Genomic DNA, 13,604 nt, shown 5'->3' with positions numbered 1-13,604 from the left:
GCTATTCTCCCTGCCTTACACTCTTTTCAAACGACATGCGATGCTTCGCTTTAGCGGGCCATTGATTAGTGGTATTTTCTCCACACTTTTTTCAGAGAACTCCGACCACTATGACTCTCGACATCTACACGCTGTTTGTTTGCGAGCTCTATGTGCTGGGTTTTTTGAGCATTATTTTGGTGTTCGCCTGGGTAGGTGCACAGTACGATCGCGTGCTGGGGTTCACCACGCTGGCGCTCACGTTAACCCTGATGGCGGTCTTCCTCAGCAGTCTGCGCAGTGCTGGCTTTGTTTTTCTCCCTATTGCTGTCGGCAACGTGGTGATGCTGCTGGCCTACGGCAATCTGCTCAATGCTTTTCGTGCTTTCTGCAATAAACCCTTAGGCTTCAGCTGGTTAGCAGGCGCACTGCTATGGGCTATTCTTTGCACTTTCCCACAGTTTTATGCCAGTCAGCCTAAACGCGTTTTAGTGCTGTGCCTGCTGTGCATCATTTACACCGGCGCACTGATAAGGTTGTTATGGCAATCACGCGATGCCCTGCAAGTGACTTTTTGGCCCGCGCAGATGTTGCTGTGGATCCATCTGTTGTTTCACGTGGCGCGTATTTTCCTGGATGACGCCATCGCCACACCGGTGCGCGGCGCAATAGCAGGCTCGAGTTTTTCGGTTTATGTGATTCTGGAGTCCATTCTGTTTGTGATTGGCCTGACTTTTACCATTCTGGCGATGGTCAACGAACGCACACAGATAGCTCACAAACGCGCTTCGCTTCATGATCCCCTGACCAGCGTCTGGAATCGTCGCGCCCTATTCGAGCAAGCCGACAGATTAGTGTTACGCAACTCGCGCAATCCGCAACCCCTGGTTTACTCGGCCGTGCTGTTTGATCTCGACCATTTCAAAGGCATCAACGATCGTTACGGCCATCAGCAGGGTGACCGCGTATTGATCGATTTTTGTCAGGTGGTGCAGGCGTTATTACCCGCAGAGGGTCACTTCGCCCGTTTGGGTGGCGAAGAGTTTGCGGCGATTTTACTAGGAGATAGTGAAGCTGCGGAACGTGTGTGTGAGCGAATCCGACTGGCCACGCAGCTCTCACAGCCTAACGATGTTTGCTATACGGTGAGTATTGGCTATGCCACCGCTCATCATCGCGATCACACCTTCCCGATATTACTCGGGCTGGCAGATGAAGCGCTGTATCGTGCAAAAGCCAGTGGCCGTAACCGCGTCGAGCGTTATTTCGTGCAGTTACAGCCTATGCAGGAAGCAGCTCTCTCTTAATGTGAGGAGTGATCGCGGCGGCAGCGTTTGTCACCGTAATGGCGCAACCAGAAGTAACGGTCTTCAACACGCTCACGTCCACTGACACGCGCGCCGACCAGCCACAGCAGTGCCCCGACAAAGATACTGAACATGGCACCATGGGCAAGGAATTGCGGCAGGTTTAACGCAGGCAGCTGATTAATAATGGAATAGCCGACGCCTAACACCATCGTCAGTAAACCTAAACACATCAGGCCATTACCTAAATAGCGGCATTGTTGACGTTTCATGATTCACCTCCATCCTTATGAAAAAGCAAAACAGCACGTATGGTTAACTTGTCATAAGTTTAGGCAATGACCGCAGGTTAAGTTGCGGACAGGATCACACATCCTTCACAATCTCTGACATTTCTTTACGGCCAGAGGCTTGATTTCGATAGAAATTGATAAGTCACTCAGAGGTATCATCTGTGCTCAGCACCCTTTGTCATCGCCGCTTGCAGGCAGTAAACTATCGCCCTTTCCGCAGCAAGACAGGATAAACATCGTGAGCAGCATTAAACTGATTGTGGGGCTGGCCAATCCCGGCGCTGAATACGCCGCAACGCGTCATAACGCGGGTGCCTGGTATGTGGATTTGCTGGCCGAAAGACATAATCAGTCGTTAAAAGAAGAGCCAAAATTTTTCGGCTATACCGCGCGCCTGTCACTGGCGGGTGAAGATGTGCGCCTGTTGGTGCCCACCACCTTTATGAACCTCAGCGGCAAAGCGGTGGGCGCGATGGCGACGTTTTATCGCATCGCACCGGAAGAGATTTTAGTGGCACACGATGAACTGGATCTGCCTCCGGGCATCGCCAAATTTAAACAGGGCGGTGGTCACGGCGGACACAACGGTCTGAAAGACATCATCAGTAAACTGGGCAATAACAACAATTTCCATCGCCTGCGGGTTGGCATCGGCCATCCCGGCGATCGCAATAAAGTCACCGGCTTCGTGCTGGGCAAACCCCCAGCCAGCGAGCAAAAGCTGATCGATGATGCCGTGGATGAAGCGGTGCGCTGTACTGAGCTGTGGCTGAAAGAAGACAAAATTAAGGCGATGAACCGCCTGCATGCGTTCAAGGCTGGCTAAGGCCAATTCCCGCGCCGCAGAAGGCAATTCTGTGTATAATGCGCGAAATTTTTTGAATCTGTCGGCGCTGCCAGCCAGTGCCGCACACTCAGTGAGAAAGGTAATCAGACCATGGGATTTAAATGCGGTATTGTGGGCCTGCCGAACGTCGGTAAATCCACCCTGTTCAACGCGCTGACCAAAGCGGGTATCGAAGCAGCCAACTTTCCGTTCTGCACCATCGAGCCTAACACCGGTGTGGTGCCAATGCCCGATCTGCGCCTCGATCAGCTGAGCGAAATCGTTAAGCCGCAGCGTGTTGTGCCGACCACCATGGAATTCGTCGATATCGCCGGTCTGGTGAAAGGCGCATCCAAAGGTGAAGGTCTCGGTAACCAGTTCCTGACCAACATCCGTGAAACCGAAGCTATCGGCCACGTGGTGCGTTGCTTCGAGAACGACAATATTATTCACGTTTCCGGCAAAGTGAACCCGGCGGAAGATATTGACGTCATCAACACTGAGCTGGCGCTGTCCGATCTGGATACCTGTGAACGTGCCATTCAGCGTTGCCAGAAGAAAGCCAAAGGCGGCGACAAAGATGCTAAAGCTGAACTGGCTGCATTAGAGAAGTGCCTGCCGCACCTGTCCGAAGCTGGCATGTTGCGCGCGCTGAAACTGGATGCAGACGAGAAAGCGGCCATCCGCTACCTGAGCTTCCTGACCCTGAAGCCAACCATGTATATCGCCAACGTTAACGAAGACGGTTTTGAAAATAACCCGTACCTCGATCAGGTGCGTGCGATTGCGGAAGCCGAAGGTTCAGTGGTGGTGCCAGTGTGCGCGGCCGTTGAATCCGACATTGCTGAGCTGGATGACGAAGAGCGTGACGAGTTCATGGCGGAGTTGGGTCTGGAAGAGCCGGGTCTGAACCGCGTGATCCGTGCGGGTTATGCCCTGCTCAACCTGCAAACTTACTTCACCGCTGGCGTGAAAGAAGTGCGTGCATGGACCATCCCAGTCGGTGCCACCGCGCCGCAGGCTGCCGGTAAAATTCACACCGACTTCGAGAAAGGCTTTATCCGTGCGCAGACCATCGCGTTTGATGACTTTGTTACCTACAAAGGTGAACAAGGCGCCAAAGAAGCCGGCAAGATGCGCTCAGAAGGTAAAGAGTACATCGTGAAAGATGGCGACGTGATGAACTTCCTGTTCAACGTCTAATCTTCACGTCGATGATTTAATCCTGATGGATTAAGCACCGCAAAAAAATCCACGCCTGGCGTGGATTTTTTATTTCTCATTGAGTAAATTCTTCCGCATCGCGCTCGCGTAGCGTCACGCTCACTTCGCTTCCGTCGCTGACCTATTCCACCGCCACCGCTCGCTTTTCCGCATGAATCCCCCCTTCTGACGGCCCTGACCCAGAGTGTGAGCCCGCTCATGAAATTGGCTCATGCAGCTTTGAAATTTAATCACTATCAATCGTTGAGGGACTCTGGCATAAAATTCGCATTGTTATTGACTTAAGACAATGTGAATTCTCCCGCAGGTGGTAGGCCAGGCATCAAGGCAACCCGTCTGAAATCGGGGAGGTTTTGCAGCAGAAATCAGGATACCCGAGCATCATGAGCAACGATTTTGCATTTTCAATTAAGAGCAGCGTTTTCGATGAGAACTACAACCCCTCTGAGAATACGCGTATCACCACGAACTTCGCTAACCTGGCACGTGGAACCAACCGCCAGCAGAATTTGCGCAATGCCTTAATGATGATGAACAACCGTTTCAACTCTCTGGCGCACGCGGATAACCCAAAAGGCGATCGTTATGCCGTTGAGCTGGAAATCATTTCTGCGGAAATTGATATTGAAGGCAATGGCAAAACCTTCCCGGTCATTGAGATCCTGAAAACCAATATTGTTGATCGCAAAACTCAGCAGCGTACCGACGGCATCGTAGGCAATAACTTCTCCTCTTACGTGCGTGATTACGATTTTAGCGTGCGTCTGCTGGCGGCCAATAACAACCAATCCGGTTTTAGCCTGCCGGAAGGTTTCGGCGATCTGCACGGCAATATCTTTAAAAGCTTCGTCAACTCGGCGGCTTATCAGGAGCGCTTTAATAAAAAGCCAGTAATCTGCCTGAGCGTATCAAGCAAGAACACCTATCACCGCACTGACTATCAGCATCCGGTGTTGGGCTTTGAATATCAGCAAGATGAGCTGTCTCTCACCGACCACTATTTCGGCAAAATGGGTTTGCAGGCGCGCTATTTCATGCCTGAAAACAGCGTTGCGCCATTAGCCTTCTATTTCACCGGTGACTTGCTGAATGATTACACGGATCTGGAACTGATCGGCACCATCAGCACCATGGAGACGTTCCAGAAGATTTACCGCCCGGAAATTTACAATGCCAACTCTGCCGCAGGTCAGTGCTATCAGCCAAGCCTGACGCATGGCGACCATTCATTAACGCGCATTGTTTACGATCGAGAAGAACGCAGCCAGTTGGCAATTGAGCAGGGGAAGTTTACGGAAGAGCACTTCATCAAACCCTATCAAGAAATTCTTGAGCAGTGGTCTGCACAATACGTTCTTTGATTAAGCCAATATAAAAGGTTATTGATTATGAAATTGTTATTGCCTACTTCAACGGCAGGAAGCTTACCGAAACCGGCCTGGCTTGCTCAACCTGAAACGCTGTGGTCGCCATGGAAACTGCAGGGTGATGAATTAATCGAGGGCAAAAGAGATGCTCTGCTGTTATCCCTGCAGGATCAGCAATTAGCGGGCATTGATATCGTCAGTGATGGCGAGCAAACGCGCCAGCACTTCGTCACCACCTTTATTGAACATCTGAGCGGCGTTGATTTTGAAAAGCGTGAGATTGTGAAGATCCGCAATCGCTATGACGCCAGCGTGCCAAGTGTGATCGGTGAAGTGGTGCGTAAAAAGCCGGTGTTTGTTGAAGATGCTAAATTCTTGCGCCAGCAAACCAAACAACAGATTAAGTGGGCTTTGCCAGGCCCAATGACCATGATCGATACCCTCTATGATGGTCACTACAAAAGCCGTGAAAAACTCGCCTGGGAATTTGCCAAAATTCTTAATCAGGAAGCCAAAGAGTTAGAAGCAGCCGGTGTCGATATCATTCAGTTTGATGAACCCGCATTTAACGTGTTCTTCGATGAAGTGAATGACTGGGGCATTGCCGCACTGGAAAGAGCCGTTGAAGGTCTGAAGTGCGAAACCGCCGTGCATATTTGCTATGGCTATGGCATTAAAGCGAACACCGACTGGAAAAAGACCCTCGGTACCGAGTGGCGTCAATATGAAGAAGTGTTCCCTAAACTGCAAAAGTCTTCTATCGATATCATTTCACTTGAAGCCCAGAATTCGCGCGTGCCAATGGATCTGATTGAGCTGATTCGTGGCAAAAAAGTGATGGTCGGTGCCATTGATGTGGCGACCAACACCATTGAAACCGCAGAAGAAGTGGCTGATACCTTGCGTAAAGCGCTGCAGTTTGTGGATGCCGATAAGCTTTATCCTTCTACTAACTGCGGTATGACGCCACTGTCGCGCCGCGTGGCGAGAGGTAAGCTGGAAGCCTTAAGCGCCGGTGCAGCTATCGTACGTAGCGAACTCACCGCGTAATGTTGATCGACTCACCGCCCAACAGGACGGTGAGTGCTTTACTTCGGTGCCCAGCGATGTTCATTCGGGCACCGTCTTCCGTCTCCTGCCTGCATCATCCAATCCTGAAAAAACCTCATCACGCCCTGTGCGCATGTCTGTCGGCCAGTAACTGATCGACGAAAGCGACGATTTCCGGTTGGGTTTTCTCAATCTCGGCAATTTTACCGGCGAACTTCGGCAGATAGTCTTTATGGGCATACAACAATTGATCCAGCACTTTTATCGCCGTATCGCCCGCCGGAATAAGCGGATTAATCGTGAAGGCGTGTAATGCTGCGCCGTAATCGCCACTGACGGCCGCTTCAATCACCGTTTCTTCCATGGCTTTCATTAACTGAATCATGCCGCGCGCCGCAGGCGGTAACGCTCCCCAACGCAGCGGTTCTGCGCCATGAGAAGTGATGGCGGCAGTAACCTCTACCACGCAATCAAACGGCAAATCGGCAATCGCGCCGTTATTGCGCGTTGAGACCACCATCAATTTTCCGCTGTTATTTTGAATCGATGCAATCAGATCGCAAGCCGCATCGCTGTAATGCGCCCCGCCCCGCTGACTTAACTCTTCAGGCTTGTAGTTAAGATTGACGTCTTTATACAACTCGAACAGCCGCGCTTCGGTCTTCTTCACCACTTCAGCGCGGGTTTCATACTGTTCGAACTCTTCGATGGCATGCGCCAGCATCGGTTCCTGCAAATAGTAATAGCGGTGATAGCCGCAGGGCAGCAGGCCGAGATGTTTCACCTGGTCATAGTTGAACGGAATCTGATGAATATTTTTCAGCCCTTCATCACTTTTTTCCTGCTGCTCTGGAGAGTAGATTTTATCAATCAGCTCTGCGGTGCGTTCATTGCCCTGCTGATCCCAGACGCGATGCCAGTGGAAATGGTTAAGACCGGCAAACTTAAAATAGAGATCTTTCTCTTCCAAACCGAGTACGCTGCAGGCCTGCGTGATATGACCGAACGGCACATTGCACAGGCCGACGGTTTTTTCCCACTTGCCATATTTAATCGCCGCTTCGGTCACCATGCCTGCCGGATTAGTGAAATCCACCAGCCAGGCATTAGGGCACAATTGACGCATATCCTCGATAATATCGAGAATCACCGGAACCGTGCGAAACGCCTTAAATATTCCGCCCGGGCCGTTGGTTTCCTGACCCAGTAAACCATTGGCCAACGGAATCACTTCATCTTTTAAGCGCGCATCTAGTAACCCCACGCGGAACTGCGTGGTTACGTAATCCGCATCCTTTAACGCTTCCTTGCGATCGAGTGAAAGATGCACCTGCCAGTCGAGTTTGGCGGCCGCGATCATGCGCTTTGCCATGTTGCCAACAATTTCCATCTTCTCTGCGCCGTCCTCAATATCCACCAGCCACAACTCGGCAATCGGCAACTGCGCCTGACGCAGGATAAGCCCTTCAATCAACTCTGGCGTGTAGCTGGAACCCCCACCGATAGTGACAATCTTGATCTTATTTGGCATAGGATATAACTCCGTTTGGTTGCAATCAGGTGAGTCAAAAGCGCCGTTTCAGGCAGCATTACGCCTCACCGCATGGATGATATTTTTCCTGGCTCAGGTTCATATTATTTATTCAGCCAGCCTGCGCAGGCTGGAAAGGATATTCACTGACGAAGAGATGACACATCTGTTTTACCCGGGCCTCCTGCCCGGGCAATGCGACTTAAAGCGCTTCACCTTGCGAGGCGATGACCTTTTTATACCAGGCAAAACTCTTCTTCTTCGAGCGCGAAAAATCGCCGGTTTGATCGTCATTGCGGTCCACGTAAATAAAACCGTAGCGCTTGCTGTATTGACCGGTGCCAAAAGAGACGCAATCGAGGCAGCCCCAGGGCGTAAAGCCCATCAGGTCCACGCCATCTTCCAGTACAGCTTTTTTCATTTGCTCGATGTGTTCACGCAGATAGGCGATGCGATAGTCATCATTCACCTCGCCGTTGGCTTCACGTTGATCAACGGCGCCAAAACCATTTTCCACAATAAACAGCGGCTTCTGATAACGCTCATACAGCGCGTTCAGCGTGTAGCGCAGACCGACCGGATCGATCTGCCATCCCCAATCTGACGCCTGCACGTGTGGATTTTTTCGGCTGCCAGGGAAAGCCTCGAGCGCGCTGTCCATGCGCGTCGCGCTGGTGTACTCCACGGCATTGCTCATGTAATAGCTAAAGCCGAGATAATCGGTGCAGCCTTCACGCAGCGTTTGTGCATCTTCCGGCGCAATCTCAATGTTGAAACCGCGCAGTTCCCACTCTTTCAAAATGTACGAAGGATAGGCACCGCGCATGTGCACATCGCCAAACAGATAACGTTCCTGCATCGACTTTTGCGCGTACATCACATCATCAGGATGGCATGACCACGGATACAGCGGCACCATCGCCAGCATGCAACCGATCTTAAATTCAGGATTGATTTGATGCCCCAGCTTCACCACTTTGGCACTGGCCACAAACTGATGATGCAGTACCTGATACATCACCTCTTCCGGCTTCTCATGATCGGTGAAAATCACCCCTGAGTTGCTGTAACCGAACAGCGGGCGGCGCCAGTTACGCTGGTTGTTGATCTCGTTAAAGGTCATCCAGTATTTCACTTTGCCTTTGTAACGCTTCATCACCACTTCGCTATAGCGCACAAAGAGATCGATCAACTCACGATTGAGCCAGCCGCCATACTCCTTCACCAGATGCAATGGCATCTCGAAGTGCGACAGCGTGATCACCGGTTCGATACCATATTTGAGCAGCTCATCAAACATGTCGTCGTAAAATTGCAGGCCCGCTTCGTTAGGGTGTTGCTCGTCGCCTTTTGGGAAGATACGTGTCCAGGCAATCGAGGTACGGAAGCACTTAAAGCCCATCTCGGCAAACAGCGCGATATCGTCTTTGTAGTGATGATAAAAATCAGTGGCCTGATGGTTGGGATAGTGTTTCCCTTCGACAATCCCATCAGTAATTTCACGTTCAACCCCATGCGCACCGCCCGTTAACACATCGACGATGCTCGGCCCTTTACCTCCTTCGTTCCATCCACCTTCAACCTGATGCGCGGCAACAGCGCCGCCCCATAAAAAATCAGCCGGTAACTGAGACATAATCCATCCTTTTATGTGATTAACAGCGTCTTACTGCACGTGGGTTTTCGACAACGCCTGCACCTGACGATGCAGATAAATCAGTTCTTCGACTAAATCACGGCACAGCATGGCGTTCATCAGATGATCCTGCGCATGCACCATAATCAGGTTGACGGGAATCTTGCCGCAGCCTTCATCGGCACCGATTAAGGCGGTTTGAATTTTGTGAGCTTCGCGTGCGGCATCTCGGGCACTGGCCAGCAGCGCATCGGCTTCGTGCCAGTTGTGTTTTCGGGCTGCTTGCAGTGCCTGCATCGATGATGAACGGGCTTCCCCGGCATGAATAATCAGTTCCATCACCGTGCTTTCCATTTCCTGCATCTCTTGCATTACTTCATCTCCTCTGCCAGTTGTTCCTGCGCCATCTCTTCTTCCTGCGCAAGCAGTTGGCGTTCATACATTTTGAAGAACGGGTAATAAATCAGCGTGGATAAACAAATCAGGAAAGCCACTAGCACTACCGCGCGCCAGTCCCAGCCGGTTGACCATGCCGCACCAATCGGTCCCGGCGTGGTCCAGGGTGCCAGCGAAATGACGTGGTTGATCAGGTTGGTGCGGGTGGCGGTCCAGGCGATAACCGCGTTGATCAACGGCGTGGTGATAAAGGGAATAAACAGCAGCGGATTCATCACCACCGGCGAACCGAAAATAATCGGCTCATTGATGTTAAACATACCGGGTACAAAGCCGAGGCGGCCGATGGCGCGCAGATGCGCGGAGCGACTGCGCAGATAGAGAATCACCAGCCCCATGGTGGCGCCCGATCCGCCCACGGTGATGAAGAATTGCCAGAACGGCTCGATAAAGATCTTAGGAATATCCTGGCCGGCATTTAGCGCTTCCTGGTTCAGCCCCAGATTACTCAGCCAGAATGCCTGTAAAATCCCGCCGACAATCGCCGCACCGTGAATACCGGCAAACCACAGCAGATGACAGAGCAAGACGGCGATAAGCACGGCGGGCAGTGAATCGGCTGCGGAGATGATTGGCGCAAACACCGACATAATGGCCTGAGGAATGAGTAAGCCAAAGTGGCTCTCCATAAACAGGTTCAGCGGATAGAGTGTCAGGAAAATCACCATAATGGGGATCAGCAGGTCAAATGACTGACGAATCTTCGGCGGCACCTGTTCTGGCAGTTTGAAACCAATGTTGTACTTCACCAGCCAGTGCATCACTTCCGTGCAGTACAAGCTGATCAGGATGGCGGTGAATATCCCTTCCCCGCCCAGCGAGGCGACGGACAATGCACCGTTCTTTTCCGGTGCAGCCACCACCAAAAAGGTCATCAGCGACAGCAGCGCCGCCATCAGGCCATTCAGTTTGTAGCTTTGCGCCAGGTTGTAGGCAATTGCGCCAGTAATAAACACTGCCATGATGCCCATCGTCATGTTGTAGGGCATCATCAGCTGGTCGTTGTACTGCTTCACCATGCCCAGCCACCACTGGGCAAAGCCCCACTGGCTGTCCTGACTGAAAGGAGGATGTGAGAACAGCAGCATAAATGAGCCGACAATCAGGAACGGCATCGAGGCAATAAATCCGTCCTTGATGGCCACCACATGCCGTTGCGAGGAGAGTCGTGCTGCAATCGGACTGATGCGGTTCTCAATCACGCCAAATAAAGAGTCAGCCAGTGTACTCATCATGCCCCCTTATTGGCATCAATCAGGGAGAGCGCCGACTTCAGGATTTTTTCGCCATTTAACATCCCGTAATCCATGGTGTTAATGACGGTGACCGGTTTGTGATATTCCTGCGCCTGACGTTCGAAATCTGCCAGCTTATATTTGATCTGCGGACCTAACAGACAACAGTCATACTCCGCGATTTTTTCGTTAAACTCTTCCATGCCAACGGCATCAATTTTGGCTTCTAAACCCAGCTGCGTAGCGGCTTTCTGCATTCTTTGTACCACCATGCTGGTTGACATACCTGCGGAACAACACAATAGAATTTTCACCATGATACCCTCCGTTTTTTTTAAATAATTACGCGCTGAGAATCGTTTCTGCAACCGGTTACAGATTCAATTTGTTCTTTTTGTGATCCATAACTCAAACCGTTAAACCTTATTTAAAGAGTGAAAATATGATTAATCTGAGACCGGTTTCATATTATTTTTATGTTAGCCTTTTAAATATGTGATGAAATCGGATGATAATGAGAAAAAACGTTATCGGTAAGAAGAGCCTCACTCTGCGGTTTTCAGATTGAGCTTTTGCGCTACAATGCGCGAGAACGCTGAGAAGGAAGATAAATGACGACAATGCTTGATGTCGCAAAACGCGCAGGTGTGTCAAAAGCCACGGTTTCACGGGTGCTGGCTGGCCACGCTTATGTGTCTAAAACGGTGCGGGATCGGGTGATGCTGGCCATAGATGAGATGGATTACCGTCCTAATCTGCTGGCACGAAATCTTGCGACCAACCGTTCCCATAGCATTGGTCTGATGGTGCCCAATACACTTTACAATGGTCCGTTTTTCACCGAGCTGTTATTCCAGGCCGCGACCATGACGGAAAAACTCGGTTCGCAACTGGTGCTGGCCGATGGTAAACACAATGCGCAACAAGAGCGCGACGCCATAAACTTTTTAATCGATAGTTATTGCGATGCCGTGATCATCTACCCGCGCTATTTAAGCGTGGAGGAAATTGATGCACTGATTCCTGGCATGAGTAAGCCGTTAATTGTATTAAACCGCCGTTTGAAGCAGCATCCGCAATATTCAGTGTGCGCCGATCACGAAAATGACACCCTCAACGCTGTGAATCATTTGATTGCTCAGGGCCACCGCGAGATCGCTTTTATCAAAGGGATGGGCAGTTCGCACACCGGATTAAGTCGCCTGAAAGGCTATATTTCAGCATTGATGGAAAATGGCATTGAATACGACGAAAACCTGATGCTGGATGGCTGCTGGACCAGCGCCAGTGGGCAACTGGCGGTGGAAGCACTGTTACGTCGTAAAGTCAGATTTTCCGCGATTGTCGCCAGCAATGATGATATGGCGATTGGCGCCGCCTGCGCGTTGCACAACGCAGGTTTGCGCATCCCGCATGACGTCTCATTGCTGGGCTTTGATGATATCCCGGTTGCGCCTTATCTTCTGCCCGCGTTAACCACGGTGCATGTTCCCGTTGCTGAGATGGTGTCGAGTGCGTTAACGCAACTGTCTAAAATGCTTGATGGTGAAAGCGTGACGGCGCAGCCACTGATGCCGGGCCGACTGGTGCTGCGCAATTCGATCACCCAGGGACCGTATTACCAGCAAAAATAACGCTGTCGTGCGATAATCTGGCTTATTTTGCCATGATGAGCATTTTGCGCCATGAAGCACTTTCTCGTTATCGTCCCCGATGGCGGCATGCTGTTTGAAGCCGCCGGTATTGCCGACATCCTGATGCACGCCAACCTGCACCTGCCCGTAGGCGTTGATCAGCCACGTTATCGCGTCAGTATCGCCACCACGCAGTCACATCAGGTGATTCACGGTCAGTCGGGCCTCAACCTGCTGGCTGACCTGAAGCTGGCCGAATTAGATCCCCGCACCGCCTGGGATACCATCATGATTACCGGACGCGGTGACAGCGTCGAAGAGGGCAACATGGTGGTGGATTTCATCAGGCTGGCGGCTCCGCAGGCTCGGCGCGTGGTGTCAATTTGTGGTGGCGCGATGCTGCTCGCTGAAGCGGGTTTGCTGGATGGACGCCGTGCCACGTCACACTGGCGTCTGCTGGAAACGCTGCAAACCCGCTTTCCCCGCGTCCAGGTGGAAGGAGGCCCGCTGTACATCCAGGATGGCCCAATCTGGACGTCCGGTGGCGTGAGTTCCGGCTTTGATCTCACGCTGGCGCTGGTTGAGGAGGATTTCGGTTTCAGCGTGGCACGCTATATCGCTCAGGATATGGTGATGTATTTGCGCCGCCCCGGCGGACAGATGCAGTTCAGCCGCTACCAGCTACAACAAACCAGCACCGGCCCGATCCACGATCTGCAAAGCTGGATACGCGCCAACCTGGCGGAAGATCTGTCGGTTGAGAAGCTGGCCGAACGTGTCGCGATGAGCCCACGCAATTTCACCCGCGTATTCACCCGTGAAACCGGTGCGTCACCGGCGCGCTATGTCGCAGAGGCGCGACGGGCTGCCGCACGCGAACTGTTGGAGCAGAGCCGCGCGACGCTGGAACGCATCGCCCTCGACACCGGATTTGGCAGCAGCATCAATTTGCGCCGCAGTTTTGAGCGCCAGCTGCATCTCACACCTGGTGAATATCGCCAACGCTTTCACTGCCGTAAAATGGCGTAAAGTGATCCTTTTTTGTCGTTTACGCCAATCACACATC

General features: G+C 51.8%; 13 protein-coding genes. 7 read left to right on the top strand and 6 right to left on the bottom strand.

The window, feature by feature from the left end; translation table 11 throughout:
- The first annotated feature begins 110 nt into the window (after positions 1 to 110).
- Positions 111 to 1,286, top strand: a complete 1,176-nt coding sequence (locus ACCW76_RS08665; RefSeq protein ID WP_436338340.1) for a GGDEF domain-containing protein — start codon at positions 111 to 113, stop codon at positions 1,284 to 1,286.
- Here the strand turns inward: ACCW76_RS08665 and ychH are convergent.
- A complete protein-coding gene (gene ychH / locus ACCW76_RS08660) occupies positions 1,283 to 1,558 on the bottom strand; it encodes a stress-induced protein YchH (protein WP_045816019.1) in 276 nt (91 codons plus the stop codon). The two genes, ACCW76_RS08665 and ychH, sit on opposite strands and share 4 nt — an antisense overlap.
- Before the next feature lie 259 nt (positions 1,559 to 1,817).
- Here ychH and pth point away from each other — a divergent pair, with 259 nt between their 5' ends.
- From pth to ACCW76_RS08640, 4 genes are all read left to right on the top strand, one after another.
- A complete protein-coding gene (gene pth, locus ACCW76_RS08655; protein WP_038646426.1) occupies positions 1,818 to 2,405 on the top strand; it encodes an aminoacyl-tRNA hydrolase in 588 nt (195 codons plus the stop codon).
- A 111-nt stretch (positions 2,406 to 2,516) separates the two neighbouring features.
- A complete protein-coding gene (gene ychF / locus ACCW76_RS08650; RefSeq protein ID WP_034824290.1) occupies positions 2,517 to 3,608 on the top strand; it encodes a redox-regulated ATPase YchF in 1,092 nt (363 codons plus the stop codon).
- 404 nt (positions 3,609 to 4,012) lie between these two features.
- Positions 4,013 to 4,990 carry a DUF1852 domain-containing protein gene (locus ACCW76_RS08645; RefSeq protein WP_045814454.1) on the top strand — a complete coding sequence of 326 codons (978 nt, stop codon included), beginning with the start codon at positions 4,013 to 4,015 and terminating at the stop codon, positions 4,988 to 4,990.
- A 27-nt stretch (positions 4,991 to 5,017) separates the two neighbouring features.
- A complete protein-coding gene (locus ACCW76_RS08640; protein WP_436338339.1) occupies positions 5,018 to 6,046 on the top strand; it encodes a methionine synthase in 1,029 nt (342 codons plus the stop codon).
- Positions 6,047 to 6,164: 118 nt separating this feature from the next.
- On the opposite strand, the gene ACCW76_RS08635 is transcribed toward ACCW76_RS08640, so the two are convergent.
- The 5 genes from ACCW76_RS08635 to ACCW76_RS08615 form a co-directional block, all read right to left on the bottom strand.
- Positions 6,165 to 7,577 carry a 6-phospho-beta-glucosidase gene (locus ACCW76_RS08635; protein WP_436338338.1) on the bottom strand — a complete coding sequence of 471 codons (1,413 nt, stop codon included), beginning with the start codon at positions 7,575 to 7,577 and terminating at the stop codon, positions 6,165 to 6,167.
- A gap of 202 nt (positions 7,578 to 7,779) precedes the next feature.
- The gene (locus tag ACCW76_RS08630) at positions 7,780 to 9,213 is read right to left on the bottom strand and encodes a 6-phospho-beta-glucosidase (RefSeq protein ID WP_436338337.1); all 1,434 of its coding nucleotides are present in this window, start codon (positions 9,211 to 9,213) and stop codon (positions 7,780 to 7,782) included.
- A 30-nt stretch (positions 9,214 to 9,243) separates the two neighbouring features.
- Complete coding sequence (locus ACCW76_RS08625) at positions 9,244 to 9,576, bottom strand: PTS lactose/cellobiose transporter subunit IIA (RefSeq protein ID WP_436338389.1); 333 nt, start codon at positions 9,574 to 9,576, stop codon at positions 9,244 to 9,246.
- An 8-nt stretch (positions 9,577 to 9,584) separates the two neighbouring features.
- Positions 9,585 to 10,901 carry a PTS sugar transporter subunit IIC gene (locus ACCW76_RS08620; RefSeq protein ID WP_436338388.1) on the bottom strand — a complete coding sequence of 439 codons (1,317 nt, stop codon included), beginning with the start codon at positions 10,899 to 10,901 and terminating at the stop codon, positions 9,585 to 9,587.
- A complete protein-coding gene (locus ACCW76_RS08615; protein WP_436338336.1) occupies positions 10,901 to 11,221 on the bottom strand; it encodes a PTS sugar transporter subunit IIB in 321 nt (106 codons plus the stop codon). The genes ACCW76_RS08620 and ACCW76_RS08615 overlap by 1 nt, the downstream gene beginning before the upstream one ends.
- A 294-nt stretch (positions 11,222 to 11,515) precedes the next feature.
- Between ACCW76_RS08615 and ACCW76_RS08610 the strand changes: the two genes are divergently transcribed.
- Positions 11,516 to 12,538: a LacI family DNA-binding transcriptional regulator gene (locus ACCW76_RS08610; RefSeq protein WP_436338335.1), complete on the top strand. Its 1,023-nt coding sequence runs from the start codon at positions 11,516 to 11,518 to the stop codon at positions 12,536 to 12,538.
- Between the two features lie 51 nt (positions 12,539 to 12,589).
- Complete coding sequence (locus tag ACCW76_RS08605) at positions 12,590 to 13,567, top strand: GlxA family transcriptional regulator (RefSeq protein ID WP_436338334.1); 978 nt, start codon at positions 12,590 to 12,592, stop codon at positions 13,565 to 13,567.
- The last annotated feature ends 37 nt before the right edge of the window (positions 13,568 to 13,604 follow it).

It is taken from the genome of Pantoea sp. C8B4 (assembly GCF_051336905.1).
Taxonomy (GTDB): Bacteria; Pseudomonadota; Gammaproteobacteria; order Enterobacterales; family Enterobacteriaceae; genus Pantoea; species Pantoea rwandensis_B.
Note: the sequence above shows the minus strand (reverse complement) of the source record. Positions and strands in the feature narration are given on the sequence as shown.